Below are 25,283 nucleotides of genomic sequence, written 5' to 3'. Positions count from 1 at the left end.
CGCTGCTCAGGCCGTCAGCAGCTCCGCAGCCGCACGGGCGTTGACCCGCGCCGCGCCGTAGGTCGCGATGTGGGCGACGCCGTCGGGGCGCCAGGCCGGGATGCCCATCTCGATCACGGTGGTGTCGGGGCGGGCTGCGACCAGCGTCGAGACCAGCTCCCGGCTGTCGGCGTGGCGGTGCGCGTCCTTGAGCACGACGACGAGGGAGCGCCCGGCCGCCCGGGCCAGCAGGTCGGCGGTGTCGGCCTCGGCGGCGCGGACCCGCAGCACCTCGGCCGTCGGGAGCCACGGCGCCACGCCCCACGGGACCTCGCCCGCGGCGATGTTCGGCGGGGTGTCGACCTCGACGACGAAGGGGTCGACGAGCGGTGTGACGGTGCCGGTGAGGCGCACGGCCCGGCGGGCGGCGTCCAGCCCGATCACCTCGCGCGCGCCGACCGCACCCGAGCCGGCCGACGCACGGAACCACGCATGCAACCGGGCCACCCGGTCGGCAGCCTCCTCCAGGCGTTCGCCGGGCAGGTCGCCGTCACGGACGGCGGCGATGATCCCGTCGATGATCCGGGTGATGTCGTGCTGGTCCGGCGCCGGCCCGAGGCACAGCAGGTCGGCGCCCGCCGCGATCGACCGCACGGCGCCGCCGATCAGGCCGACCCCGCCGATGATCGCGTGCATGTCGAGCGCGTCGGTGACCACCACACCGTCGTAGCCCAGCTCACGGCGCAGCAGCGTCGTGAGCGCGGCGTCGGAGAGCGTGGCCGGCTCCGACCCCGTCAGCGACGGCACCGCCACGTGCGCCGTCATGATCGACTTGGTGCCCGCCTCGATGGCCGCGATGAACGGCACCAGCTCACGGGCTCGCAGCTCGTCGACGCTCACGTCGACGACGGGCAGCGCCAGGTGCGAGTCGACCGTGGTCGCGCCGTGCCCCGGGAAGTGCTTGACGCACGCCGCGACCCCGACGGATTCCAGCCCGCGCACCGCGGCCGCCGTGTGCCGCGCCACCAGCCCGGTGTCCTTGCCGAACGACCGCGTGCCCACCACCGGGTTGTCGTCGGCGACGTTGATGTCGGCGTCGGGCGCCATGTCGAGGTTCACGCCGCACGCGGCGAGCTCGGCGCCGATCGCCCGGTACACCTGCGCGGTCAGCTCGACGTCGTCGACGGCCCCGAGCGCGGCGTTGCCGGGGCAGGGGCTGCCGACGTGATACGCGAGCCGCGTGACGTCGCCGCCCTCCTCGTCGAGCGACACCACCGGCTCCCCCGCCGCCTTCATCGCCGACGTGAGGTCGAGCAGCTGCGTGGGCGAGGAGACGTTGAACCCGAACAGGGTGACGCCACCCAGCCCGGCCGCCAGCTCGTGGCGCACCCAGTCCGGTGCCGTCATGCCGTGGAAGGACGCCAGCAGCGTGCCCGCCGCGAGCCGCCGCAACCCCCTGTCCCCGTTGGCGCTGTCCCCGGTGTCGCCGTTGCCGACCATGCTTGCTATCCCCTTACCGCGCCGGCCGTCAGCCCGGCGACGAGCCTGCGTTGGACGATGAGGAAGAACACGACCACCGGGATGGTCATCAGGGTTGCGGCCGACATGATCGCGCCGACGTCGGCGCCGCGTTGGCTGATGAAGAAGTTCAGCGCCACCGGCATCGTGTAGTTGCTCTGCGTGCGGATCAGCGTCAGCGCGAAGACGAACTCGTTCCACGCGGTGATGAACGAGAAGATGCTGGTCGCGACCAGGCCGGGGGCCACGAGCGGGAAGACCACCCGCCAGTAGGCCGTCCACCGGCTGGCGCCGTCGAGCCACGCCGCTTCCTCCAGCTCCACCGGGACGGCCGCGACGAACGTCCGCAGCATCCAGATCCCGAACGGGAGCGCGGACCCGGCGTTCACGAGGATCAGTCCGAAGAGCTGGTCGGTCAGCCCCAGCCGGATCAGCATCACGTAGAGCGGGATGATCATGGCTTCGCCGGGGATCATCTGGATCACCAGCAGCAGGATCAGGTAGGCCGACCGGCCCCGGAAGCGGTACCGCGCGATCGCCGTCGCGCCGAGCAGCGCGAAGAACCCGCTGAAGACGACGGCGCCGAGGGCCACGATCAGGCTGTTGCCCATGTAGACCCAGATCGAGTTGCCGGCAACACCCTGGTTGAACACCCGGTCGAGGTGCTCGAACGTCGGGTTGATCGGGAACGGGATGAAGTCGGTCGTGAAGATCTCCTCGCTCGGCTTGAACCCCGTCGTCACCATCCAGTAAACGGGGAAGACCGAGAGCGCGAACACGACGAGCCCGAGCGCGTTGAACCCCACCTTGGCGATCGGCCGCTGCCTCACCGGAGCTCCTCCTGCTTCACGATCTGGCGGACGTAGAACACCGTGATGACCAGCAGGATCACGGTGAGCACGATGGCGATCGCCGCACCGGTGCCCATGCGCGGCGGAGCGCTGAACGCCTCGGCGTAGGCGTAGATCGACAGGTTCGCCGCGTCCCGGTTGAGCGTCCGGATCAGGATGTAGAGCTGGTCGAAGACCTTGAAGTCCCAGATCACCGAGAGCACCAGCAGCACCGTGAAGATCGGCCGCAGCAGCGGGAACGTGATCCGCCAGAAGATCGACCACGCGCCCGCGCCGTCGAGCCGGGCCGCCTCGTGCAGGTCGCCCGGCACGCTCTTGAGCCCGGCGAGCACCGACACCGCGATGAACGGCACCGACTGCCACACGACCATCGCGGTGAGCACGATGTAGATCGGCAGCACGTCGTTGAACCAGGGGTAGCCCGTCCAGTCCGCGCGGCCGAGCAGTGTGCCGGTGAGCCAGTCGGGCAACGCGTTCAACGTCGCGTTCACGACGCCGGCGTCGGGGTCGAACATCCACTTCCACACCGCGGCCACTGCGGTGCGCGGCATGCCCCACGCCAGCATCAGCCCGATCACGACGAGCGTCGACATCACCTTGCCGAGCTGGTTCAGCAGGATGCCGACCAGCGTGCCGAGCACGAGCGTCAACGCCACCGCCGCCGCCGCGAACACCACGGTGTTGCGCAGCGTCGACCAGAACAGCGGGTTCTCGAAGATCTGCTGGAAGTTGTCCCAGCCGACGAACTCCGCGGGCTGCGGGTTCACCGGCCGCACCTGCGCCAGCCCGACCTTCTGGAAGGCCATCGTGACGACCTGGTACAGCGGGTAGAAGGTCAGCACCGCGATGACCAGCAGGCCGGGGACGATCAGCGCGTACGGGATGGCCTTGGGGGAAAGCCCTCGCCCGGCCCGCCGCGCGGGTGGTGGGATGTCGTCCGGGCCGGGCCTCGGGGCGCCGGCCCGGACAACCGTCGTCTTCTGTGCCATGTGCTACTGGCTGTTCAGGATCGTCTCGAGCTCGGCGTTCGCGTCGGCGAGCGCCTGGTCGACGGTCTTCTTGCCCTCGATCACCGCACGCTCGGCGTTCTGCAGCACCGCCTTCGTCTCGTTCGCCTCGGCCCACTGCGGGTCGGCCGGGAAGCCCTTGGCCACGGAGAACGTCTGCGCGAAGGCCGCGTTCACCGGGTCGCTGGCGTAGGCGGCGAGCGCGTCCGGGTAGTTCGGCAGCAGCCCGTTGTCCTTGGCGTAGCGGGTGCCGAACTCCTTGCCCGCGGCCAGCTGCACGTAGGCCTGCGCGACCTCCTTCTTCTGCGAGTCACCCCACACGGCGATGTCGTTGCCGCCCTGGAACGCGGGCGCAACGCCGTTGCCGTCCTTGTTCGGGATCGAGAAGAAGCCGATCTGCGCGTCGCCGATCTTGCCGTTGCTGCGTTCCTTGATGCCGTCGAGGTCCCACGCGCCGGTCACGTACATCCCGACCAGGTTGTTCTGGAAGCGGGTGCTGATCTCCTCGGCGTTCTGCGTCAGCGCCGACCTGCGCGAGACGCCGTGCTTGGCGACCAGGTCGGTGTAGAACTGGAAGCCCTCCTTGAAGCCCGGCTCGGTGAGCTTGCCGGTCCACTTGCCACCGTTGTTGACGGCGAAGTCGCCGCCGGCACCCCACACGAACGGCGAGAGCGACATGTTCGAGTCGGCGCCGCCGTTGAACGCGAAGCCGTCGACATCGCTGCCCTTCGCCGCGATGATCGTCTTGGCAGCGGTGACCAGCTCGTCCCAGGTCTTGGGGACCTGGATGTTGAGCTCCTGGAACCAGTCCTTGCGGTAGAGCACCGCACGCGTGCCGCCACCCCACGGCACCGCGTAGACCTTGTTCTCGATCGTCTCGTAGCCCCAGAGGTTCTCGGGGATCTGCTTGAGCTCGGGGGCCGACCCGACCATGTCGGTGATGTCGGCGAGCGCGCCCTGGCCGACCCACGCGGCGACCTGGTCGTTGCCGATCTCGGTGACGTCCGGGCCGGAGCCCGCGGTGATCGCGGCCGTCCACTTGGCCTGCGCGTCCGGCCAGGCGATCCATTCGACCTTGACGTCGGCGCCGGTCTGTTCCTTGAACTTCGCGTTCAGGTCGGTCATGTACTTCTCGTTGACCGCGGCCGGGTCGCCGAGGCGCCACACCGTGATCGTCTGGCCCGCGAACGACGTGGGGCCGGTACCGCCGCCCGCCGGCGGTGGCGGAGCCGCACCTCCGCCCGAACCACACGCAGCCAAGCTCAGTGTCAGCGCCGCGGCCGCGGCCGCCAGCTTCCAGATCCTCATTCGTGCTCCCCTCCCGGAACGACGCGGGGTCGGTGCGTGCTCAGCGGTTCGTGCTCAGCTGTGCCGGCCAGGGGTACACACCGGGCGGCTCGGCGGCGCTAAACTAACAACAAACTTTCTTTAAAGAAATGGGCCGTTAGGCTTTCGTGACGAGAGGAGGCAGGATCCGTGAGCCGACCCCCCGGCACCCCGCGGCTGCTGCGCAGGCTCAACGACCGCGCGGCGCTCGAACTCCTGCTCGCCGACGGGCCGATGACCCGTGCTGAGCTGGGCGATCGCACCGGGCTCTCGCGGGTGACCGCCGCCCAGCTGTTCACGCGCCTCGAAGAGCGTGGGCTGGTCGAGGTGATCGGTGAGCGCGGCGGCAGCCGCGGGCCGAACGCCGCGCTGTACGACGTCGTGCCGTCCTCCGCCTACGTCGCAGGGCTCGAAGTGCTGCCGGAGCGGGTCACCGTCGGCATCGCCGACATCACCGGCACGGTCGTCGTCGAGGACGTCGCGGGCCCGCTCGACGGCGACGACCCGATCGGCGCCGTGCACGACGCCGTGCACGCGGCATGCGCCGCGGCACAGATCGAGATGTCCCGGCTGCGGACGCTCGTGATCGGCACCCGCGGCATGGTCGACCCTCGCACCGGCGACATGCGCTTCTCCTACGACCTTGCGGCGTGGCACGTCGGCGTGCTGGCCAGCCTGCGGGAGCGGCTGGGCGGCTCGGTCACCATCGAGAACGACGTCAACCTCGTCGCACTGGCGGAGCACCGCTACGGCGCGGCCGTCGGGCACGACGACTTCGTGGTGCTCTGGACGAGCGTCGGGCAGGGTCTCGGCGTCATGCTCGGCGGCCGGCTGCACCGCGGCGCCCTGGGCGGCGCCGGCGAGATCGGCTGGCTACCGGTGCCCGGCGAGCCGCTCCCGACCGACGTCGGGCACCCGCAGTCCGGCTCCTACCAGCGGCTGGTCGGCCCGGAGGCGATGGCGAAGCTGGCCGCGGAGCACGACGTGCCCGGCGACACCGTCGCCGACCAGATCCGCGCCGCCGTCGCGGGCGGGCACGACACCTACCTGCACGAGGTCGCGCACCGGCTCGCCCTCGGCGTGGCCGCCGTCTCGGTCGTGATCGACCCCGGACTCGTCGTCCTCAGCGGCGACGTCGGCGGTGCGGGCGGCGCGCACCTCGCGGGCATGGTCGAGACCGCCGCGGCCGGCATGTGCCCGAACGCCCCACACGTGGTGGCGACCAGCATGGCCGGCAACCCCGTCCTGCGCGGCGCGCTCGTCGCCGCGCTCGACCGGGCCCGCGACGAGGTCTTCTCCGACACCGTCTGAGCCCGGTCGACGAGAGCCTGCCGGGCTCAGAGCTGCCAGGACCGCAGCCAAATGGTGTGCGGCGACTGGCGCAGGGCGGCGAGGGTGGCCTCGGGCAGCACGACGTCGGTGTCGATCAGGACGTATCCCTGCTCGCCCCTCGTCGAGAGCGCCTGGCCGACCACGTTGGCCTTCGCCTCGGCGAGCAGGAGGTTGATGCCGGCCAGCACCCCGGGCGCGTTCGTGTGCAGGTAGCCCATCCGGAACCGGCCGGGCGGCTGCTGCGGCGCGACCTCGGGCAGGTTCACCGACAGGGCGGTGCTGCCGCCCGAGACGAAGCTGAGGAACTTGGTGGAGACGAAGTGCCCGATCTCCTCCTGCGCCTCCTGGGTCGAGCCGCCGACGTGCGGGGTGAGGATCACGTTGTCGAGGCCGCGCAGCGGGGAGTTGAACTCGTCGCCCTGCGCCTTCGGCTCGGCGGGGAACACGTCGATCGCGGCGCCGGCGAGGTGCCCCGAGAGGATGTGCTCCCTCAGAGCGGCCTCGTCGACGACCATCCCCCGCGAGGCGTTGATGAAGATCGAGCGCGGCTTCATCGCGGCGAACTGCTCGGGGCCGAAGAGGCCGGCGTTGCCCGGCCGGCCGTCGACGTGCAGGCTCACCACGTCCGACTGGGCCAGCAGGTCGTTCAGCGATCCGACCCGTCTGGCGTTGCCGTGCGCCAGCCGATCAGCCGTGTCGAAGAAGATCACCCGCAACCCGACGGCCTCCGCGACGTTGGACAGCTGGGTGCCGATGTTGCCGTAGCCGACGATGCCCAGCGTGCGGCGGCGGACCTCGTGGCTGCCCTTCGCCGACTTGTCCCAGATGCCTTCGTGCATCCGCTGCGTCTTCTCGGTGAGCCGCCGGGCCAGCGCGATGATCTCGCCCAGCACCAGCTCGACGACGCTGCGGGTGTTGGAGAAGGGCGCGTTGAAGACCGCGATCCCGCGGTTCGCCGCCTCGACGAGCTCGACCTGGTTCGTCCCGATGCAGAAGCACCCCACGGCGAGCAGGTCCTTGCCGGCGTCGAGCACTCTCGGGGTGATCGTCGTGTTCGACCGGATCCCGAGCAGCGTGACGCCGGGCAGCTGCTCGACGAGCTCCTGCTCGGTCAACGACTTCGAACGCACGTCGACCTCGAAGCCGGCGCTGCGCAGCGCGTCGGCGGCGACCGGGTGGATGTTCTCCAGCAGTAGTGCCTTCACGGCTCCATCCTCACACTCCACGTTCGACGGGCAGCAACCCGCGGTCGACTGCACGCTGAAGGGCGGCGTGGTCGGCCTCCGTCTGGTCGGCGTAGGCGCGGGCGAAACGGCTCAACGCCTCCTCCACCTTCGGCGACGAGCCGAGGTACCCGGCGATCATCGACGCGCCGCTGGTCCGGGCGTGCCCCTTGGCCAGCAGGTGCCCCACGACCCCCGCGTAGTCGACGAGCGCGGCGGCGTCGATGCCGTCGAGCGCGATGGTGCCCTTCATGTTCCGGAACTGGCGCACGTAGTACTGGCGATCGTCCACCGTGGTCCAGCCCAGCAGCGGGTCGCTGACGGTCTGCAGCGCCTGCTGGTACTCCACCACCCGCTGGCCCTGGTGGTCGTGCCACGCCGACTCGCCGTGCACGTAGCGGGCCAGCACCGACCGGCGCGCCTGCTTGAGCTGCAGGAACACCACGTCGTCCGGCGTCGAGCCCTCCAGCAGCGCGACGTACGCGCGCAGGCCGACGCTGCCCACGCCGACCACCTTGTGCGCGACGTCGACGAGCGTGTAGCCGCCCAGCACCCGGCGCCAGTGCGACGAGAGCGTCTGCAGGTAGTCGTCGAGCGCGGCCGCGACGAGCTCGGCCTCGTGGTCGGGCAGCCGCGTGATGAGCGGCGGCTCCTCGACGATCCGCCGGCGCTCCTCGACCTGCTCGGTGAACCGCGGCAGCGCGCGGTCGCTGGTGCGGTGGCGGGCCCGCCGCGCCGCCCGTGCCACCTCGTGCTGCAGCGGCTTGCTGCTCTCCTCCTGCAACCGGTCGACGTCGATGCGCTGGTAGGAGCGGAACATCAGCGGCTGGTCGGCGAGCAGCCGCACCTCCTCGCGGTAGGCCGCGACGCACGACATGACCGCGGCGGCGCACTGCTCCTCGTCGGCGCCGTTGTGCCGCCCGGCCACCCAGATGCTGGCGACCAGCCGTCGCAAGTCCCATTCCCAGCCGCCGGGGTGCGCCTCGTCGAAGTCGTTCAGGTCGATCACCAGGTCGCGCTCGGGTGAGGCGTAGAAGCCGAAGTTGCCCAGGTGCGCGTCGCCGCAGACGACGGGCGTGATGCCGGTGGCCGGCAGGTGGGCGACATCCTCGGCCATCACCACGGCGGTGCCGCGCAGGAACCCGTACGGCGAGGCGACCATCCGGCCGACCCGGATGGGCACGAGCCGCCCCACCCTGCCCTCGTGCGACTCCATGATCTGCTGCACCGGGTCGGGTCGCCCCACAGGCGCCTGCCACTCCCCCAGCGACTTGCGCGGCACCTTGTGCCGCAGCCCACGCCCCAGCGCGTAGCGCTCCGCGCGAGGCACCGGGCGCCGCCGCAACGAGGAGTACGCGGCACCGTCGGCGTCGGCGAGCACGACGTGACCGGACGATGACCGGGTCGGGCCGCTCATGCGCGGGATCGTACGCGCGCCCCGTGTCAGCAGCCCCGGGTCAGCGGCCGGGTGTCAGCGGCCGGGTCCCGAGCCCGCCCGCAGCCGGGTGCGCAGTCCTTCGGCCTGCCGCGTGTCGAACCGCTCCAGCATCGCCAGCGCCGCCTCCCACGCGCAGCGCGCCTCGGCGGTGTTGCCGGCGGCGTGGTGCGCGTCGCCGAGGTGGGTGAGCGTCTCCCCTTGCTTGGTGCGGTCGTCGAACTCCCGGTAGACGACGAGCGCACGCTCGTAGCAGCTGACGGCCTCGCCGTGGTCGCCGAGGTGCTGGCGCACGTAGCCGATGCTGTCCCAGGTGTCGGCCTCGTTGAGCCGCGAACCCAGCTCGCCGTGCATCTCCACGGCCCGGCCGCACTCGACCAGCGCCGGTTCGTAGTCGCCGAGCACCGCGTGGCACCAGCCGATCGCGCTGCGCGCGGTCGCCTGTTCCATCCGGTTGCCGGCGCGCTCGCCCAGCTCGAGCGCCTGCTCGGCGTGGTCGAGCGCCTCCGCCGCCCGGCCGTCGCGGAGCATGCTCTCGGTGAAGTTGAGGTGCGTGTGCGATTGCCCTGCGAGGTCCCCCAGCTGCTTCAACAGATCCAACGTCGCAGCGAGATGCGCATACGCCTGGTCGTAGGCGAGCGTCCGCGCGCTGGCCCTCGCCATGCCGCGGTGGGCGTTCACCTGCCCGCGCAGGTCCCCCAGTCGCTGAGCGGAGTCCAGCGCGGTCCGCTGCACGACGACCTGCTCGTCCCAGCGGCCGGTGCGGTCGAGGTAGTCCGCGAGCGTCCAGGCCAGCTGCCATGCATGGACGTCGAAGCCGTGCTCGGCGGCCCGAGCCGCCACCACGACGATCGCGGCGTGCTCGGCGTCGAACCACGCCAACGCGTCCTGGAGGTCGCCCAGCCTGGTCGGTATCACGCCCGCGACCGACGGCGGCAGTTCGATCCGGGTGCGCTGCGGGAAGAAGAGCAGCGCGGCGCGGAACGACGTCTGCAGGTAGTGGTCGAGCACGCGGTGCACGGCCGCGGTCCGTTCGGTCGCGGTGTCCGACACCGACGAGCGGTGCGTCGCGTAGGCGCGGACGAGGTCGTGGAACCCGAACCGCTGCGGCCCGTACTGGGTGAGCAGGTGCACCGCGGCGAGGTTGCGCAACAACGCCCTGGCCACGTCGAGCGGCACCCCCGCGAGGCTCGCCGCGGCAGCCGGCGAGACGTCGGTGCCGGGGTGCGAGCCGAGGCTGCGGAACATCCGGGCCTCGTCGGCGCCGAGCCGGTCGTACGACCAGGAGAACACCGCCCGCAGGTCGGCCGTCGCCTCACCGGCGTCGAACACGTCGAGCGCGTCCCTGGCTGCGTCCATTCCGGCGGCCATTCCGACAGCTGCGCTGCGCAGCTCGTCGGCCAGCGCGGATAGCGCGAGGTCGGGGTTCGCCGCGGCCCGGGCGGCGATGATGCCCAGCGCGAGCGGGAGCCCTGAGCACTGCCGCAGCAACGCGGCCACCGACTCCTGGTGCGCCTCGACGCGCTGCGCGCCGAGCCGGGTCGTGAGCAGGTCGCGCGCCTCGCCGGTGCCCAGCACGTCGAGCACGAGGGGCTGCGCCCCGCTCGCCATGATCAGCCCGGTCAGCCGGTGGCGGCTGGTGACCAGCACCGTGCAGCTCGCGCTGCCCGGTAGCAGGGGCGTGACCTGCGCGGTCTCGGCAGCGTTGTCGAGCACGAGCAGCATCCGCCGCCCGGCCAGCAGGCTGCGGTACAGCGCGGTCTGCGCGTCGACGTCGACCGGGATCGCCGCGGGCTCGACGCCCAACGCGACGAGGAACCCGCGCACCGCCGACTCGGGCGCCACCGGACGGCCGGCCGGGTCGAACCCGCGCAGGTTGACGTAGAGCTGCCCGTCGGGAAACCGGTGCAGGTTGTCGTGCGCCCAGCGGATCGCCAACCAGGTCTTGCCCATCCCGCCGGTCCCGGTGATCGCCGCGATGCTGATCGACCCGGTTTCCCGCTGGTCGGCGACGCGTCCCAGCTCGGCGAGCTCGCGGGTCCGGCCGACGAAGAACGGCGGTGGCGCCGGGAGCTGGCGCGGCACGGCACCCGACCCACCCGACCCGCCGGACCCGCCGGTTGTGAACGGCTCCGACGAGCCGCGATCGAGCGCGGGAGCGGCCGCCAGCACCTGCTGGTGCAGCTCCTGCAACGCAGCCCCCGGGTCGATGCCCAGCTCGTCCGCGAGCCGACCCCGCAGCCGCGTGAAGGTCGCGAGCGCGCCGGCCTGCTGCCCGCTGCGGTACTGCGCGAGCATCAGCTGGGCGGCGAGCCGCTCCTCCAGCGGATGCAGCTCGGCCAGTCGGGACAGCTCCGGCAGCAGCTCGGTGTGGTGCCCGAGCCGGAGCCGGGCGTCGTTGTGATCGAGGTGCGCTGCGCAGAGCTCGGCGGCGAGCACGTCGCGGGCGCCGGCCAGCCACGGGCTGTCGAGACTGGTGAAGGGTTCGCCGCGCCACAGGGCGAGCGCCTCGCCCAGCAACGCGGCCGCCCGTTCGTCGGCTTGTCCGCGAGCCGCCGCGACGAGGTCGCGGAACCTGCTCACGTCGACGGCGTCAGGAGCGACGTCCAGCGCGTAGCCGCCGTGTCGACGCGTGATGCGGCAGTCGTCCCCGGCCAGCGCGACGCGCAGGCGCGAGAGGTAGGTGTGCAGCGTGCCGACCGCGCGCAGCGGCTGGTGCTCGCCCCAGACCCGGTCGACGAGCTGGTCGAGCGGCACCACCCGGCCGGCGTCGACGAGCAGGACCGCGAGGACGCACCGCTGGCGCGGCGAACCCAGATCGATCTCCCGCCCGTCGCGGTGCGCCACGACCGGGCCGAGCAGACCGAATCGGACCGTCATCGCGTCTCAACCCCCGCACGGCACCGACCAGCGCGTTCCAGGTTCCTTCAAGGATCCCCACCCGCGCGCGGCACGGCTTCAAAGATCCTGCAACGAAGATCGTACAGGCTGGTCGGAAGCCGATTTCGGGCTTGCCGACGGAGGGTGGGACGTGGACGTTCGGGAGGTCGAGGTTTTCCTCGTACTTGCCGACGAGCTGCACTTCGGGCGGACCGCCGAGCGACTGCGGGTCACCCAGGGCCGGGTCAGCCAGCTGATCAAGGAGCTGGAGCGGGAGATCGGCGGGGCGCTGTTCGAGCGATCCAGCCGGGCGGTGCGGCTCACGGCGCTGGGGCAGCACTTCCGCACGGGCGCCGTCCGCATCCTGGACGAGGTCGAGACCACGCTGCGGACCAGCAAGGACCTCGCCCGCCGGGCCGGCCGGCGCCTGCGCGTCGGCTACACGCCGTGCATCGGGCTCGACCTGGTCGCGCGGCTCGCGAGCGCCTACACGTCGAGCCGGCCCGCCGACACCGTCACCTTCGCCTCGGTCGGGATGCGGACGGCCGAACCGTTCGACTCGCTCGTGCTCGACGACTCGACGGACGTCGCGCTGATGTGGTGCCCCACCGGCTACCCCCGCACGCCGGGCCGGGTCGTCGGGCCTGCGCTGGCAACCGACCGCAGAGCCGTGCTCGTACCGGCCGATCATCCACTGAGCGGGCGCACCGCACTCGTGCTGGACGACCTGTGCAACCACCCGCTGCTCGACCCCGGCCTGCGGTCCGCCCCCGCGCTGCGCGAGCTGTGGGCGCCGCACCTGAGCTCGACCCGCCGACCGCTGACCTACACCGGCGAGGACCTGGCGACCATGATCGGCCGACCGGACGTCGGCATCGGCGACGTCTACCCGCTCGTGCTCGCCGGGCACGGCCTGCACCTCACGGTGCTGTCGGTGCTGGACCGGGTGCCCTGTCCGGGCCTGGTCGCCGTCCCCGTGGTCGACATGGTGCCCGCCGCCGTCGTGCCGGTCTGGCGCGCCGCAGCCGGGAGCGACGCGCTCCGGACGTTCGTCGAGCTGGCCGTCTCGCTGGGCACGGCTGCGCCACTGGACGTTCCGGCCGGCTCCGACGTCCGCCGGCTCAGACGCTGCGCAGCACCGAGACGATGACGCCGAGCACAACGGCCTCGTCGCCGTCGATCACGTCGTAGGCGGGGTTGCGCGGCTCCAGCAGGACGTGGCCGCCGCGACGGCGGAACACCTTGACCGTCGCCTCGCCGTCGATCATCGCGGCGACGATCTGACCGGAGTGCGCCTCGCTCTGCTGGCGCACGACCACGGTGTCGCCGTCGCAGATCGCGGCGTCGATCATGGAATCGCCGCGGACGCGCAACGCGAAGACGGTGCCGCGCCCGGCCAGCTCACGGGGCAGCGTCAGCACCTCGTCGGCGTACTCCTCGGCCAGGATCGGCGTGCCGGCGGCGATGTCGCCGACCACCGGGACGGGCACGGAGTCGTCGGAGGCCGCCCTGGCCTGCGGCTCCTGCAGGAAGATCCGCACGTCGATCGGGCGCGACATGGTCGTCCCGCGCCGCAGGAAGCCCTTCTCCTCCAGGCTCGCCAGGTGCTTCGAGACCGACGACGCCGACCGCAGCCCGACGGTGTCGCCGATCTCGCGCGTGCTCGGCGGGTACCCGTGCCGGACCACCCAGTCCCTGATCGCGAGCAGGATCCGCTGCTGGCGCTCGGGCAGCGCGGAGGTGTCGAGCTGGTCGAAGAGGTCGAGGTCATCGGCGACGTGCACCCGCGGATGGTAGAGCCAGCCGCCCTTTGCTGATCACAGCAGCAGTCATTTCGGGGCGATGTGTTCCGCGAACCAGCCGATCCAGCGTTTCTGTCCCGGCGTCTCGACGGCCCGCTTGCGGTAGTGGGCGCGGGTCCACGCGAGCGCGTCGGCTGCGGGGTGCCCGGCCAGCACCGCCATGCACGCGACGACGGTGCCGGTGCGGCCGGTGCCGCCGGTGCAGGCGACCTCGACCCGCTCGCCGCGGCGGGCGCGCTGGTAGGCGTCGACGATCGCGGCAGCCGCGGTGGCGTCGTCGCGCGGGGTGCGGAAGTCGGGCCAGTCGAGCCAGGTGGCCGGCCAGTCGGGCGTCCAGGATGCGCTGCGGCGCAGCAAGCCCTCACGGCCGGGCGGGTGTCCGAGGTAGAGCCCGAACTCCGGGAGCGGACCGGTCGGGAACGGCTCGCGCCGGCCTCGGCCGCGCACGAGCGTGCCGTCGGGAAGCGCGACAGCGCCGGTCAGCGGCTCGTTCATGCGACACCCACCATCGAGCCGACGAACCGCAGCAGCTCGGCGGTCGCCACGAGATCGCCGATGACAAGCACCTTCAGCCGCTCCCGCGCCGGATCGTGCACGACCTCGACCCGCGGCCCCTTCGCCGGCAGCCCGGTGACCAGCGCCGTGACCCGCTCGGCGGTGGCGGCATCGATGCCCTCGAGGTCGAGGATGCTCGTCACCTCGACGTGCGGTGGCCGCTCGGGCTCGGCGGGGCGGCCGGTCAACGCCTCGAGGTCGGCGCGCGCGATCCGGTACTGCTTGCCGATCCGGACGGCGTCGAGCCGCCCCTCGCGCACGTACGTCCGCACCGTGCGGACGTTCAGGCCCAACTGGTCGGCCACCTGGTCGACGGAGTACCAATCTGTCACCAAACGACCCTATCAAACATACAGATAGAGGCGTGTCAGTGCTTTCTTGCGCCGCGAATGGTCTCTGACGGCGCCTCGCCGTACCGAGCCCGATAGGCGCTGCTGAACCGGCCGAGGTGCACGAACCCCCACGCGAGCGCAACCTCGGTGACCGTCCCCGCCGTGTCGCCCGCACGGATGCGCAGCAGCTCGGCGCGCGCCCGCTCCATGCGCACGCGCCGCAGGTACTCCATCGGCGTCAAACCCAGCTCGTCCTGGAACACCCGCTGCAGCGACCGGACGCCGAGGCGGGCCGCGGCGGCGATGTCCGCGACCGTGATCGGGTTCGGGGCCTGCGCGTCGCAGAAGGCGAGCGCCGCACGCAGCGCGGGCCCGTCGGCCGGGCCGCGGTCCTCGGCGAGCGCCGCCGAGAACGAGTGCCCCTGAGCGTCGAGCAGGCCGTGCACCAGCATCTGCTCGGCGAGACCGGCAGCCAGCGGCGAGCGACTGAGCAGGTCGGATCGCGAGAACTCGGCGTACCCGCCGAGCATCCGCATCCAGTCGCCAACCGCGCGGTCGTCGGCCCGCAACGTCGGCTCGAACCGCACCTCACCGCCCGCGCGGTCGCCCAGCCTGGCCTGCATCGCCCGCTCGACCGTCGCCCGTCCCAGCCGGAGCATCCACTTCGAGGCGCCGTCGAGCGTGGCGCGCAGCTCCTGCCCCGGCGACGCGACGCAGTGCGCGGTCGGGACGACCAGGTTGTCCAGGGCGGTCTCCTGCCGACCGGACAGCCCGATGCTGACGGTGTAGGCGTCGGGGAGGCTCACCACCTCGGTGCGGATCTCCGGCTCGACGTCGATCCGGAAGAGCGAGAGGCCCTCGTCGACCCGCCGCGCCGGGCTGCCGCCGATCAGGGACAGCCGGTAGCCACCGGCACCCTTGGCGTCGAACTTCAGCGAGTCGGGTTCGACCCGCTGCCCGAGGAAGGTCCGCACCTCCTCCATGTCGTTGCTGGCGAACAGCAGCGTCGCACCGACCATCGAACCTCCTCCGCCGCGCCAGGGTGGGTACCGCGCCTACTCGAGACGAAGCCCTTCCAGCTGCGACAGCGCCCGGTCGGCCTCGGTGGCCAGGTCGACCTCGGGACGGCGCACCGCGTCGAACCAGACGGCCAGCAGCACCCCGAGCACGGCGCCGGTGATGTTGCGGACGTCGGGATCGTCGGGTTCTCGCCCCGCCCGCGCAGCGAGGATGCCCCGCATCGTGGCGACCACCCCGGTGACGTTGTCGAGGCTCGACGCCCACAGCTCGGGCACCGTCAGCATCATCCGCTCGCGTTCGAGCCCCTCGGCCCGCTCGGCCGGATCCTGCCCGGCGACCGTCGCCCGCAACGCCAGCCGGACCGCCTGCACCGGCCCGAGCTCCGCCGGCGCCGAGGTGAGCGCGTCGACGAACGCCGGGAGATGGTCCATCAGGACCAGGTCCTCCTTGGTCGGGAAGTACCGGAAGACCGTGCTCGTCGCGACCTCGGCCGCGGCCGCGACCTGCTCCATCGTCGTCGCGGCGAAGCCCTGTTCACGGAAGAGGCGCAGCGCCTCGCTCTGGATCAGCTTCCTGGTGCGCGCCTTCTTGCGCTCGCGCAGTCCCGGTGCCGGCCGCTCGGTCATGTGCAGAGTCTGACGCACCGCGAAACTGATGGCGGACTAGCAAATCGGAGTCTACTCTCATAATCATGACTCTTTCGGAACTCCCCATCGAGCGCACCACCCGGTTCGACCCGCCGGCCGAGCTGATGCGACTCCCACCCGTCGCGCGGATGACCTACCCGGACGGCCACCTCGGCTGGCTCGTCACCGACCACGCAGCGGCGAAGATCGTCCTGTCCGACGCCCGGTTCTCGTCGCGGCAGGAGCTGCGTCACGCGCCGGTGCGGGCCAACCGGGTCGGCGACACGCCGCTGGGCGCCCGACCGGGCTGGTTCGTCAACATGGACGGCGCGCAGCACGCCCGGTACCGCCGCCTGCTCGCGGGTGAGTTCACCGTCCGGCGGACCGAACGGCTGCGCCCGCGGATCACCGAGATCGTCGACGACCACATCGACGCGCTCGTCGCGGCCGGCCCGCCGGTCGACCTGGTCTCCGCGTTCGCGTTCCCGGTCCCGTCGCTGGTGATCTGCGAGCTGCTCGGCGTCCCGTACGAGGACCACCCGTTCTTCCAGACGCAGACGAGCGCGGCAGCACGGTTCGACACCCCACCGGCCGACGCGGCAGCGGCGATGGGCGCGCTGTACGGCTACCTCGCGCAACTCGTGGAGAGCCGACGCCGGGGCAGGCAGCAGGACGACCTGCTGGGCGGCTTGATCGCTGCCGGTGACCTCGACGACGAGGAGCTCACGAACATCGCGTTGATCCTGCTCGTCGCGGGGCACGAGACCACCGCGAACATGATCGGGCTCGGGATGCTCGCGCTGTTCGAGCACCCCGAGCAGCTCACTACCCTGCGTGCGAAGCCCGGCCTGGTCGACAACGCCGTCGAGGAGCTGCTGCGCTACCTGACGATCCTGCACGCCGGCGCGCCGTTCCGGGCCGCGCTGGCCGACGTCGAGCTGGCCGGGCAGCTGATCGAGGCCGGGGAGACGGTCACCGTCTCGCTGCCGGCCGCCGACCGCGACCCCACGCTGTTCCCCGACCCCGCCGAGTTGCGGCTCGACCGCCCAGGAGCACAACGCCACCTCGCGTTCGGCCACGGCCTGCACATGTGCCTCGGCCACGCGCTGGCCAGGATGGAGCTGCGGATCGCCTACCGCGCGCTGCTCGACCGGCTGCCCGGCCTGCAACCCGCGGTGCCGACCGCGCAGGTGCGGCTCCGGCTCCAGTCTGCCGTCCTCGGCGTCGAGGAGCTGCCGGTCACCTGGGATCAGTGATCGCCAGAACGCGGACCGTGATCGCAATCCTGCGAATGTCGATGGCAACCTGACGAATGCGGGACGTGCGCAGACGTCCATAGCGTGCTTCCCATGGCAGTCCCGAACCAAGCCGTTCCCACCACCGTCGCAGGATCCGTTCCCGCGGCGTTCCAGGTCAACGACCGGCTCGTCGAGCTCGACCTCGACCCGCGCGAGTCGCTGCTCGACGTCCTGCGCGAACGCCTCGGCATGACCGGCACCAAGAAGGGCTGCGACCACGGCCAGTGCGGCGCGTGCACCGTCCACATCGACGGGCGCCGGGTCGTGTCCTGCCTGACCCCCGCCGTGCAGGTCCGCGGCACCACCGTCACGACCATCGAGGGCGTCGCCGGGCCCGACCGCGAGCTGCACCCGCTGCAGCAGGCGTTCATCGACAACGACGCGCTGCAGTGCGGCTACTGCACGCCCGGCCAGATCATGTCCGGGCTCGCCTGCATCGCGGAGGGCCACGCCGACACCGACGACCGCGCCCGCGAGTACCTCAGCGGCAACCTGTGCCGCTGCGGCGCCTACGAGGGCATCATCGCGGCCGTCCGCGGCTGCAGCGCGCAGGGCACTGCCGAGGAGGTGAGCGGCTGATGCGCGCGTTCACCTACACCGAGCCGGGCACCGTCACCGAGGCCGTCGCCGCGCTCGCCGCTGCCGGGCCGGGCGCCCGGTTCCTCGCCGGCGGCACCACCCTGTACGACCTCATGAAGCTCGGTGTCGAGGCCCCCGCGGCGGTCGTCGACGTGCACCGCATCGCCGGCCTGGCCACGATCGACACCAGCGGACCCGCCGAGCTCGTGTTCGGCGGCGGCGCCCGCATGGCCGACGTCGCGGAGGACCCGGTGCTCCTGCGCGACTACCCCGCGCTGGCCGAATCGCTCGCCAAGGCGGCATCGCAGCAGCTGCGCACGATGGCGACCGTCGGCGGCAACCTCCTGCAGCGCACCCGCTGCGCCTACTTCCGCGGCGGCCGGCCGTTCGCTTGCAACAAGCGCGAACCCGGCAGCGGCTGCGCGGCCCGCGAAGGGCTGGACCGCGGCCACGCCGTTCTCGGCATCAGCGACGCCTGCATCGCCACCTACCCCGGCGACTGGGCCATCGCGCTCATCGCGTTCGACGCCGTCGTCGACGTGCTCGGCCCGGCCGGCGAACGCACCGTCCCGCTCGCCCAGCTGCACGTCGAACCCGGCGAGCACCCCGAACGCGAGCACACCCTCGCCCCGGGCGAGCTGATCCTGCGGATCAGGGTGCCCACGACCGGCACCGGCCGCGGATCGACCTACCACAAGATCCGCGACCGCGAGTCCTACGCATTCGCGCTGACCTCCGCCGCGGCCGCCGTCGCGCTCGACGCCGACGGGACCGTCACAGACGCCCGGCTCGCGCTCGGCGGCGTCGCCACCGTCCCGTGGCGCGCGGCCGAGGCCGAACGCAGCCTCGTCGGGCAACCGCTCAGCCCGGACGCCAGCCGTCGGGCGGGCGAGATCGTCTTCGCCGACGCCGTTGTCGGCACGTCCAACGGCTACAAGATCGAGCTGGGCATCCGCACCGTCGTCGACGCGCTGCGGATCGCAGGAGAGCGAGCGACGCAGTGACCGCCATTCCTCCCACCCTCCGCACCGAACGCGTCGACGCCCGCGACAAGGTCACCGGCGCCGTTCGCTACGGCACAGACCGCGTCCCGCCCGGCCTGCTGCACGCCGCCCTCGCCGTCGCCACCATCGCGAAGGGCCGCGTGACCAGCACCGACACCGCGGCCGCCGAGGCCGTGCCGGGCGTCCGCCTCGTCCTCACCCGCGCCGGCGAGGGCGAGCTGGCCTCCGCAGGTTTCCTGCTGGGCGGCGGGTACGGCTTCCAGAGCCTCCAACCGCTGATGGACGACCGGATCGCCTACCGCGGCCAACCCATCGCGATCGTCGTCGCGGACACCCCGGTGGCGGCCACCGAGGCCGCCGCGCTGGTCACCGCCACGTACGAGACCGAACAGGTGAGCCTCGACCTCGACGCCGAGGGCGTCGAGGTCGTCGAGCAGGCCGCGACGCTGCCGCCGATGTTCGCCGACCTCGTCGCCGGCGACGCCGAGGGCACCCTCGCCGACTGCGACGTGCGCGTCGAAGGCACCTACGACCTCCCCGTGCAGCACCAGAACCCGATGGAGCTGATCGGCTGCGTCGCGGAATGGGAGGGGGACGACCTCGTCGTCCACGAGGGCTCGCAGAACTCCGGCGCCATCCGCCACGGGCTGGCCGCCCAGCTCGGCATCGACGCCGAACGGATCCAGGTGATCTCGCCGTACGTCGGTGGCGGGTTCGGGCAGAAGAACTCGCTGCAACCCGGCACCGCGCTCGCCGCCATCGCCGCGCGCCGCACGGGCCGGCCGGTGAAGCTCGTCTCCACCCGGATGCAGGTGTTCCACAACGCCAGCTTCCGCCCGGCCAGCCGGCACCGGGTCGTCATCGGCGCCGACCGGGACGGCACCATGCGCGCCGCAGTGCACGAGGTCGACCAGCAGACCTCGCGGCACGACCTCTACCCCGGCTCGTACACCGAGATCACCGCCCGCCTGTACGGCATTCCCAACTTCCGCGGCCACCAGCGGCTCGTCCGCACCGACGTGCAGACCCCCGGCTACATGCGCGCCCCCTACGAGCACCCGGCGGCGTTCGCGTTCGAGTCGACGGTGGACGACCTCGCCCACCAGCTGGGTCTCGACCCCGTCGCGATGCGGCTGGCCAACGACTCCACCGCCGACCCGATCACCGGGCAGCCGTTCTCGTCGCGGCACGTCACGGAGTGCCTGCGCCGGGGCGCGGAGCGGTTCGGGTGGGAGCGGCGCACCCATGAGCCCGGCTCGATGCGGGCCGCCGACGGCACCCGCATCGGCTGGGGAGTTGCGCTCGGCGCCTACAAGGGCGCCGCCGTGCCCGCGGTCGCGCGGATCACCGCCAGCAGCGACGGCGGGCTGCGCGTCGAGGTCGGTGGGCACGAGATGGGCCAGGGCATCCGCACGGCGGTCGCCCGCACCGTCGCACTCGACCTCGGGGTGCCCGCCGCGGACATCTCCGTCGTGGTCGGCGACACGCGCAGCGTCCCGCAGCACCTCACCGCGGGGTCGTGGGGCACCGCGGGCGCGCTGCCCGCCGTCGGCGCCGCGCTCGGCGAACTGCGCAAGGCGCTCGGGCTGGCCGCCGACGGGCCGGCCGACGTGGCCGCGGCGGTCGCGGCGACCGGGCAGGCGAACGTCGAGGTCGAGGCGACCTACACCGCGCCCGGCCAGCCGCCGGAGATCGTCCTGGACCGGTTGCGCAGGGGCCTGCCGGCGGCGGGCGGACCGGTCTACCCCGGGTTCACCGCGTTCAGCTTCGTCGCGCACTTCGTCGAGGTCCGGATCGAGCCGGTGATCGGCCGGATCCGGGTGCCGCGGGTGGTGAGCGTCGCCGATTGCGGGCGCGTCGCGAGCCCCGTCACGGCGGCGTCGCAGCTGCGCGGCGGCGTGGTCTGGGGCATCGGCGCGGCGCTGCGCGAGGCCAGCGAGGTCGACCCGCGCTACGGCGGGTTCCTCAACGCCGACCTCGCCGAGTACACGATCCCGGTGAACGCCGACATCGGCGACATCGACGTCGACTTCATCGATGTGCCCGACCCGCTGCTCAACGACATCGGGGTCAAGGGCCTCGGCGAGGTGTCGATGGTCGGTGTCGCGGGCGCCATCGGGAACGCGATCTTCCACGCGACCGGGAAGCGGTTCCGACACCTGCCCATCCGGCTCGACGACCTGCTCGGGTGAGCGCGCCGGCCCCTGCCCGACCTGCCCGGCCGGCACTGACCACTCCGCCGCACCTGCGCACCGCGGCGCAGCACAGCGACGAGCAGCGCCGGCTCGCCGGCCAGCCGTGGCTGGGCCTCGCCGGGCTCGGGGTCGTCGCGGTGGTGTTCGTACTGGTGGCGTTCGGTGCCGGCGGCGCGGAGGCGTCGCTGCGGCTGCTCGGGCCGATCGCGACCTGCGCGCTGCCGGTGGTCGGCGTGATCGCCTTCTGGTGGGAGGACTGGCCGGGCAGCTCGCTGCGGCCCGGTTGGTCGGCGCTCACCGACACCGCGGTCGCGGTGGTGGCGGGCGTGGTGTTCACGGTGGTCGCGCAGGTTGTCGTCGGATCGCTCGACGGGCTGCTCGTGCCGGATTCGACGTTCCCGGCGACGATGCCGGTCGCCGGCGCGGCGTTCGTCGCGATGCTGCAGCTCACGCTGGTCTCCGAAGGCGGCTCGCTGCGCAGGCTGCCCCGGATCGCGGCGGGCGTCGCGGCGCTCGCGGTCTCCTGGGTCGCGGCCGTGCTCTGCTACCAGCTCGTCGCCGCCGGGCTGGTGCCGGCGCCGGAGCTGGGCGCGTGGTTGATCGTCGTCGGGGCGTGGCAGGCGGTGCTGTTCGTCGCGCTGCGCGGCTGGCCGTTCGCCCAGATCCGCCGGACCTGGGTGCGGGTGGCCGCGGGCAACGCGGCCGTGCTCGTCCCGGCGACGCTCATGACGCTGGCGCTGCGGGCGGCGGGGTGGTCTCCGGCGGTGATCAGCGCCGCCACCGGCTGCATCATCGCCGCCGCGCTGCTGGTGGCGATGCTGTTCGACCACTGGCCGCCGTCGCGGGCCGGCACCGTGCTGGTCGTCGGGGTGCTGTCCGCAGCGCTCTACGGCCTGCTCGCCGCCATCGCCGGCGGGCTGGTGTTCGGCGTCGCAGAGCCGGTCGACTGGATCGCGCACGCCGCGCTGAACGGCGTCGCGCTCGGCGTCGTCCTGCACGTGGCGGTGTGGCGGCGCTGGCCGTTGCGGCGGAGCCCCGTTGCTTGAAGTCAGTCCGCGGGGAGCACGTCGAGCTCGGCGAGCAGCTCGCGACCGATCGGCACCCGCTTGGCGGCCTCCGCGGAGTTGTTGGTGTCCATGAACAGCGCGAACGTGGTGATCCGCCCGTCGGGACGCTCGACCCAGCCGACCCACCAGCCCGTGCCGGGCGACGCGTCGAACCGCCAGCCGGTCTTGCCGTAGAGCGTCCCGGCCGGCGTCGATTCGAGCCGGGCCAGCTCGGCCGTGGCGTCCTGCGCCGCGCGTGACGCGGGCAGCTCGCGGGCGGCGAGGCGGGCCACCCACGCCGCCTGCTCGATCGGCGAGATCATCAGCGGCCCGTCGAGCCAGAACCGCTCCAGGACGTCCCCGACCTGCTGGTTGCCGTAGCCGAGCCGGGCGAGCCACTCGCTTTCCCGCTCGGCCCCGACCCGCCGCGCGACCTCCTGGTAGATCGCGATGTTCGACGCCGGCAGCGCCTCACGCAGGCTCATGTCGCGTTCCCACGCGTCGAACGGCTGGTCCTGGCCGCCGTAGGGCAGGACCTCGTCGACGCCGGTCACGGCGCCGGTCTCCAGCGCGATCACGGTGTGCGGAAGCTTGAACGTCGACGACGGGATCGTCTGCGCGGCCGCGCGGGCGGCGTCGACGAGGGTGAGCGCGCCGTCGGGTTCGCGCAGGACGAACGTGCCGGTGACGCCGGCGCGGGCGAAGACCTGCTGCAGGTCGTCGCGCACCGACGGGGCGGGTGCGGGAGCGGCGCAGCCGGTGAGCGCGAGCGCAACGAGCGCCGCGGCGACCGCGAGCCGGAAACGGGAAGTGGGAATCACGCGGGCAGGACATCAGACCAGCATCGATACCGCGAATATCATGATCGCAATCGTCGATATCCTGAAGCGAAACGTTGCTGGGAGGACGGTGCCGGTGGACCTGCTGCGCCATCTGGATTTCTTCGTCGCCGTCGCCGAGGAGGGCCACTTCGGCCGGGCGGCGGGACGGCTCGGGATCGCGCAGCCGCCGTTGAGCCAGGGCATCAAGAGGCTGGAACACGAGCTGGACGTCGTGCTGCTGCTGCGCAACTCGCGCGGCGTGCGGCTCACGCCGGCGGGCGCCGACCTGCTCCCGCGCGCCCGCGGCCTGCTCGCCGACGCCGCCGCATTGCGCGACGCCGCGCGCGGGCATGCCGGCACCGGCCTGCGTCTGGGAGTCGAGCCGCTGGTCAGCGCGGCGACGACGGCAGCTTTGGCGGTTGCGGCCGGCGATGTGGGCGGCCCGGTCGAGGTCACCACGGCGCCGACCACACGGCTCGTCGACGCGCTCGCCGACGGCCGGCTCGACGTCGCCGTGGTGCGGCATCCCGCGGTGCTCGCCGCGCTGGGTGCGGGCCCGGTCGCGACGGTGGCGACGGCCGTGCTCGTCCCGGCGGCGCACCCCGCCGCGGCGGTCGCCCGGCCGACCCTGCGCATGCTCATGGGGCTCGACGTGGCGCTGCCGCCGCGGGAGCACGCCCCGGCCGCGCACGATCTGGTGGTCGACACGTGCGAGGCGGCCGGCCTGCCCGTGCGGGTGGTCCAGGCTGCCGACGACCGCGCGGCGTTGACGCTCGTCGCCGCTGGTCGTGCGGCGGCTTTCACCGCCGATCCCACGCTCGCCGCTCCGCGGGTCGTCCGGCTCGACATCACCGGCGCGCCGCCGTTGCGGTTGCGGGTGGCGTGGCGCGATCCGGCGGACCCTCGGCTCGTCGCCGCCCTGTACGCAGCGTTGGAGTTGCCGGCGGGGGCTGCGTCGTGAGCCCGGCCGAGGAAGTGCGTGCGGCGTTCGCCGAGGCGGGTGTCCGCGGCTGGTTGCATGCTGTCGCGATCGGCGGGTCCCGTGAGGTCGACGTCGACGCCGACGAGCCCGTCGTCATGGCCTCGGTCTACAAGCTGCCGCTGCTGGTCGCGTTCGTCCGGCTCGTCGACGAGGGCGGGATCGACCCGACCGAGCCGGTCGAGTTGCCCGTCGCGGGCCGCACCCCCGGCCCGACTGGCCTCTCGGTGCTGCGCGATCCGGTCACGCTCTCCTGGCGCGACCTCGCCGCGCTCACGATCACCGTCTCCGACAACGCCGCGGCGGACGTCCTGCTGCGCCGCGTGGGGCTGGAGCGGGTGAACGCCCTGCTCGCCGAGCTGGGCCTCACCGGCACCCGGGTCGTCGGCGGCACCGAGGACATCCTGCGCGACCTGCGCGGCCAGGTCGGCGCCCCCGACGTCCGCGCTGCGTTCGCGGCGCTGGCCCGCGACGACGCCGTGCCCGACGTCGCCGCGTACGACCCCGCGCTGACCAGCGCCACCACCGCGCGGGACATGACGGCGCTGCTCGCCGGCGTCTGGCAGGACACCGTCGCGTCGCCGGCGGGGTGCGCGTTCGCCCGCGAGCTGCTGGGCGCGCAGGTCTGGCCGCACAGGCTGCGCGCCGGCTTCCCGTACCGGGAGGCGACCGTCGCGGGCAAGACCGGCACCATCGGCGCGATCCGCAACGAGGTCGGCGTCGTGTCGTTCGCGGGCGAGCGACCCGTCGCCGTCGCGGTGTTCACGCGCGCCGCCCGCGCCGACCCGGTGCTCCCCCGCGCCGACGCCGTGATCGGCACCGCCGCCCGGCTGGCCGTCACGCCGCTGCGCTCCGGACGGCTGTGAGTCTTCGTCGCGGGACTTGATCCGGATCGACGTAACGGGGCGGGACGAACTCCGGCATCCCCTCCACTATTCGGACGACCCATTCGGTGGCATGTATTTCGCGGTGGTGCATTCGGCATAGCATGACGAGGTTGTTGATTTCGGTTGGTCCGCCGTTCTGCCATTCGATGATGTGGTGGATGTCGCACCAGCTCGCCGGGCGCCCACACCGTGCGCATCCTCGGTCACGGGCAGCGACGGCTCGTCGCATTCCGTCAGGAATCACCCGCGTCGAGCGGCCGATGTCCAACGGTTGACTCTCGCTGTTCATGACGATCGGGATGACGGCGGCGTTGCAGGCAAGCTGCCGCAAGTCCTTAGTGGCGATAGCACCGCCGAAGTCGAGAATCGCGGTCCGCACTCGGGTTTCCAGCTCGGTAGGCGGGATGTGCACGTTGAGGTGCGGCCGGTGCCCACCGGACTGCGGCACATCACCGTGGTCGAGGACGTATCCGCAGACATCGGCCAACGCTTCGGCCTGGCGCTGCTTGCTGCTGCGCTGATCATCCGCCCCGGCCGGTTTGGACTTCGCGTCGATGAGGGTGGCGATGGTGGCGAACAGGACAGCGT

At 72.5% G+C, this 25,283-nt stretch carries 23 protein-coding genes; 9 read left to right on the top strand and 14 right to left on the bottom strand.

Translation table 11 applies throughout. The features are described from left to right. Nucleotides 1-6: 6 nt before the first annotated feature. Genes LL648_RS32420 through LL648_RS32405 form a run of 4 tightly spaced genes read right to left on the bottom strand, consistent with a single transcriptional unit; the run spans nucleotide 7 to nucleotide 4,663 of the window. Entirely contained in the window at nucleotides 7-1,479 is a 1,473-nt protein-coding gene (locus LL648_RS32420) for a glycoside hydrolase family 3 protein (RefSeq protein ID WP_232666609.1), read from the bottom strand. A 5-nt stretch (nucleotides 1,480-1,484) separates the two neighbouring features. Further along, nucleotides 1,485-2,327, bottom strand: coding sequence for a carbohydrate ABC transporter permease (locus LL648_RS32415; protein WP_232666608.1), 843 nt, complete (start codon nucleotides 2,325-2,327; stop codon nucleotides 1,485-1,487). Continuing rightward, nucleotides 2,324-3,337 (bottom strand): carbohydrate ABC transporter permease, encoded by a 1,014-nt coding sequence (locus tag LL648_RS32410; protein WP_232666607.1) that lies wholly within the window; start codon nucleotides 3,335-3,337, stop codon nucleotides 2,324-2,326. The genes LL648_RS32415 and LL648_RS32410 overlap by 4 nt, the downstream gene beginning before the upstream one ends. 3 nt (nucleotides 3,338-3,340) lie before the next feature. After that, a complete protein-coding gene (locus LL648_RS32405) occupies nucleotides 3,341-4,663 on the bottom strand; it encodes an extracellular solute-binding protein (protein WP_232666606.1) in 1,323 nt (440 codons plus the stop codon). A gap of 168 nt (nucleotides 4,664-4,831) precedes the next feature. On the opposite strand from LL648_RS32405, the gene LL648_RS32400 reads away from it, so the two are divergent. After that, nucleotides 4,832-5,992 (top strand): ROK family transcriptional regulator, encoded by a 1,161-nt coding sequence (locus LL648_RS32400; RefSeq protein ID WP_232666605.1) that lies wholly within the window; start codon nucleotides 4,832-4,834, stop codon nucleotides 5,990-5,992. A gap of 26 nt (nucleotides 5,993-6,018) precedes the next feature. Here LL648_RS32400 and serA read toward each other — a convergent pair whose 3' ends face one another. The 3 genes from serA to LL648_RS32385 are packed head-to-tail and all read right to left on the bottom strand — an operon-like array spanning nucleotide 6,019 to nucleotide 11,551. Continuing rightward, a complete protein-coding gene (gene serA, locus LL648_RS32395; RefSeq protein ID WP_232666604.1) occupies nucleotides 6,019-7,218 on the bottom strand; it encodes a phosphoglycerate dehydrogenase in 1,200 nt (399 codons plus the stop codon). 10 nt (nucleotides 7,219-7,228) lie between these two features. Beyond that, nucleotides 7,229-8,653, bottom strand: coding sequence for a DUF2252 domain-containing protein (locus LL648_RS32390; RefSeq protein ID WP_232666603.1), 1,425 nt, complete (start codon nucleotides 8,651-8,653; stop codon nucleotides 7,229-7,231). Nucleotides 8,654-8,707: 54 nt separating this feature from the next. Beyond that, nucleotides 8,708-11,551, bottom strand: a complete 2,844-nt coding sequence (locus LL648_RS32385; RefSeq protein WP_232666602.1) for an AfsR/SARP family transcriptional regulator — start codon at nucleotides 11,549-11,551, stop codon at nucleotides 8,708-8,710. Nucleotides 11,552-11,702: 151 nt separating this feature from the next. On the opposite strand from LL648_RS32385, the gene LL648_RS32380 reads away from it, so the two are divergent. Continuing rightward, on the top strand, nucleotides 11,703-12,701 hold the full coding sequence (locus tag LL648_RS32380) for a LysR family transcriptional regulator (protein WP_232666601.1): 999 nt from the start codon (nucleotides 11,703-11,705) through the stop codon (nucleotides 12,699-12,701). Here LL648_RS32380 and lexA read toward each other — a convergent pair. From lexA to LL648_RS32355, 5 genes are read right to left on the bottom strand one after another with little or no spacing between them, the layout of a single operon-like run. After that, the gene (gene lexA / locus LL648_RS32375) at nucleotides 12,673-13,335 is read right to left on the bottom strand and encodes a transcriptional repressor LexA (protein WP_232666600.1); all 663 of its coding nucleotides are present in this window, start codon (nucleotides 13,333-13,335) and stop codon (nucleotides 12,673-12,675) included. The two genes, LL648_RS32380 and lexA, sit on opposite strands and share 29 nt — an antisense overlap. Before the next feature lie 45 nt (nucleotides 13,336-13,380). Further along, nucleotides 13,381-13,848 (bottom strand): phosphatase domain-containing protein, encoded by a 468-nt coding sequence (locus tag LL648_RS32370; RefSeq protein ID WP_232666599.1) that lies wholly within the window; start codon nucleotides 13,846-13,848, stop codon nucleotides 13,381-13,383. Continuing rightward, complete coding sequence (locus LL648_RS32365; RefSeq protein WP_308190423.1) at nucleotides 13,845-14,240, bottom strand: helix-turn-helix domain-containing protein; 396 nt, start codon at nucleotides 14,238-14,240, stop codon at nucleotides 13,845-13,847. The genes LL648_RS32370 and LL648_RS32365 overlap by 4 nt, the downstream gene beginning before the upstream one ends. Before the next feature lie 35 nt (nucleotides 14,241-14,275). Further along, on the bottom strand, nucleotides 14,276-15,259 hold the full coding sequence (locus LL648_RS32360; RefSeq protein ID WP_232666597.1) for an AraC family transcriptional regulator: 984 nt from the start codon (nucleotides 15,257-15,259) through the stop codon (nucleotides 14,276-14,278). Nucleotides 15,260-15,295: 36 nt separating this feature from the next. Further along, nucleotides 15,296-15,886 carry an acyl-CoA-like ligand-binding transcription factor gene (locus tag LL648_RS32355; RefSeq protein ID WP_232666596.1) on the bottom strand — a complete coding sequence of 197 codons (591 nt, stop codon included), beginning with the start codon at nucleotides 15,884-15,886 and terminating at the stop codon, nucleotides 15,296-15,298. A 65-nt stretch (nucleotides 15,887-15,951) separates the two neighbouring features. On the opposite strand from LL648_RS32355, the gene LL648_RS32350 reads away from it, so the two are divergent. The 5 genes from LL648_RS32350 (at nucleotide 15,952) to LL648_RS32330 (ending at nucleotide 22,008) form a co-directional block, all read left to right on the top strand. Next, nucleotides 15,952-17,142 carry a cytochrome P450 gene (locus LL648_RS32350; protein ID WP_232666595.1) on the top strand — a complete coding sequence of 397 codons (1,191 nt, stop codon included), beginning with the start codon at nucleotides 15,952-15,954 and terminating at the stop codon, nucleotides 17,140-17,142. A 93-nt stretch (nucleotides 17,143-17,235) separates the two neighbouring features. After that, nucleotides 17,236-17,763, top strand: coding sequence for a (2Fe-2S)-binding protein (locus LL648_RS32345; protein ID WP_232666594.1), 528 nt, complete (start codon nucleotides 17,236-17,238; stop codon nucleotides 17,761-17,763). Continuing rightward, nucleotides 17,763-18,767 carry an FAD binding domain-containing protein gene (locus LL648_RS32340; RefSeq protein ID WP_232666593.1) on the top strand — a complete coding sequence of 335 codons (1,005 nt, stop codon included), beginning with the start codon at nucleotides 17,763-17,765 and terminating at the stop codon, nucleotides 18,765-18,767. Before LL648_RS32345 ends, LL648_RS32340 begins: the two co-directional genes overlap by 1 nt. After that, nucleotides 18,764-20,959, top strand: a complete 2,196-nt coding sequence (locus LL648_RS32335) for a xanthine dehydrogenase family protein molybdopterin-binding subunit (RefSeq protein ID WP_232666592.1) — start codon at nucleotides 18,764-18,766, stop codon at nucleotides 20,957-20,959. The genes LL648_RS32340 and LL648_RS32335 overlap by 4 nt, the downstream gene beginning before the upstream one ends. Then, complete coding sequence (locus LL648_RS32330; RefSeq protein ID WP_232666591.1) at nucleotides 20,956-22,008, top strand: hypothetical protein; 1,053 nt, start codon at nucleotides 20,956-20,958, stop codon at nucleotides 22,006-22,008. Before LL648_RS32335 ends, LL648_RS32330 begins: the two co-directional genes overlap by 4 nt. Nucleotides 22,009-22,010: 2 nt before the next feature. Here the strand turns inward: LL648_RS32330 and LL648_RS32325 are convergent, their stop codons facing one another. Further along, complete coding sequence (locus LL648_RS32325) at nucleotides 22,011-22,829, bottom strand: penicillin-binding transpeptidase domain-containing protein (protein ID WP_232666590.1); 819 nt, start codon at nucleotides 22,827-22,829, stop codon at nucleotides 22,011-22,013. 94 nt (nucleotides 22,830-22,923) lie between these two features. Here LL648_RS32325 and LL648_RS32320 point away from each other — a divergent pair, with 94 nt between their 5' ends. After that, entirely contained in the window at nucleotides 22,924-23,790 is an 867-nt protein-coding gene (locus tag LL648_RS32320) for a LysR family transcriptional regulator (RefSeq protein WP_232666589.1), read from the top strand. After that, nucleotides 23,787-24,674 carry a serine hydrolase gene (locus tag LL648_RS32315; protein WP_232666588.1) on the top strand — a complete coding sequence of 296 codons (888 nt, stop codon included), beginning with the start codon at nucleotides 23,787-23,789 and terminating at the stop codon, nucleotides 24,672-24,674. Before LL648_RS32320 ends, LL648_RS32315 begins: the two co-directional genes overlap by 4 nt. Here the strand turns inward: LL648_RS32315 and LL648_RS32310 are convergent. Further along, the coding region (locus LL648_RS32310; protein WP_232666587.1) for an HNH endonuclease signature motif containing protein at nucleotides 24,646-25,283 on the bottom strand (638 nt) is incomplete at its 5' end. The genes LL648_RS32315 and LL648_RS32310 overlap by 29 nt on opposite strands.

It is taken from the genome of Pseudonocardia sp. TRM90224, from assembly GCF_021245725.1.
Taxonomy (GTDB): domain Bacteria; phylum Actinomycetota; class Actinomycetes; order Mycobacteriales; family Pseudonocardiaceae; genus Pseudonocardia.
This window is presented reverse-complemented; position numbering and strand designations above follow the sequence as displayed.

Bases quoted from the DNA above. Each gene is read 5' to 3' on its own strand.
- LL648_RS32420 (WP_232666609.1), bottom strand. From the start codon at position 1,479: ATGGTCGGCAACGGCGACACCGGGGACAGCGCCAACGGGGACAGGGGG.
- LL648_RS32410 (WP_232666607.1), bottom strand. From the start codon at position 3,337: ATGGCACAGAAGACGACGGTTGTCCGGGCCGGCGCCCCGAGGCCCGGC.
- LL648_RS32405 (WP_232666606.1), bottom strand. From the start codon at position 4,663: ATGAGGATCTGGAAGCTGGCGGCCGCGGCCGCGGCGCTGACACTGAGC.
- LL648_RS32390 (WP_232666603.1), bottom strand. From the start codon at position 8,653: ATGAGCGGCCCGACCCGGTCATCGTCCGGTCACGTCGTGCTCGCCGAC.
- LL648_RS32385 (WP_232666602.1), bottom strand. From the start codon at position 11,551: ATGACGGTCCGATTCGGTCTGCTCGGCCCGGTCGTGGCGCACCGCGAC.
- LL648_RS32370 (WP_232666599.1), bottom strand. From the start codon at position 13,848: ATGAACGAGCCGCTGACCGGCGCTGTCGCGCTTCCCGACGGCACGCTC.
- LL648_RS32360 (WP_232666597.1), bottom strand. From the start codon at position 15,259: ATGGTCGGTGCGACGCTGCTGTTCGCCAGCAACGACATGGAGGAGGTG.
- LL648_RS32355 (WP_232666596.1), bottom strand. From the start codon at position 15,886: ATGACCGAGCGGCCGGCACCGGGACTGCGCGAGCGCAAGAAGGCGCGC.
- LL648_RS32350 (WP_232666595.1), top strand. From the start codon at position 15,952: ATGACTCTTTCGGAACTCCCCATCGAGCGCACCACCCGGTTCGACCCG.
- LL648_RS32345 (WP_232666594.1), top strand. From the start codon at position 17,236: ATGGCAGTCCCGAACCAAGCCGTTCCCACCACCGTCGCAGGATCCGTT.
- LL648_RS32340 (WP_232666593.1), top strand. From the start codon at position 17,763: ATGCGCGCGTTCACCTACACCGAGCCGGGCACCGTCACCGAGGCCGTC.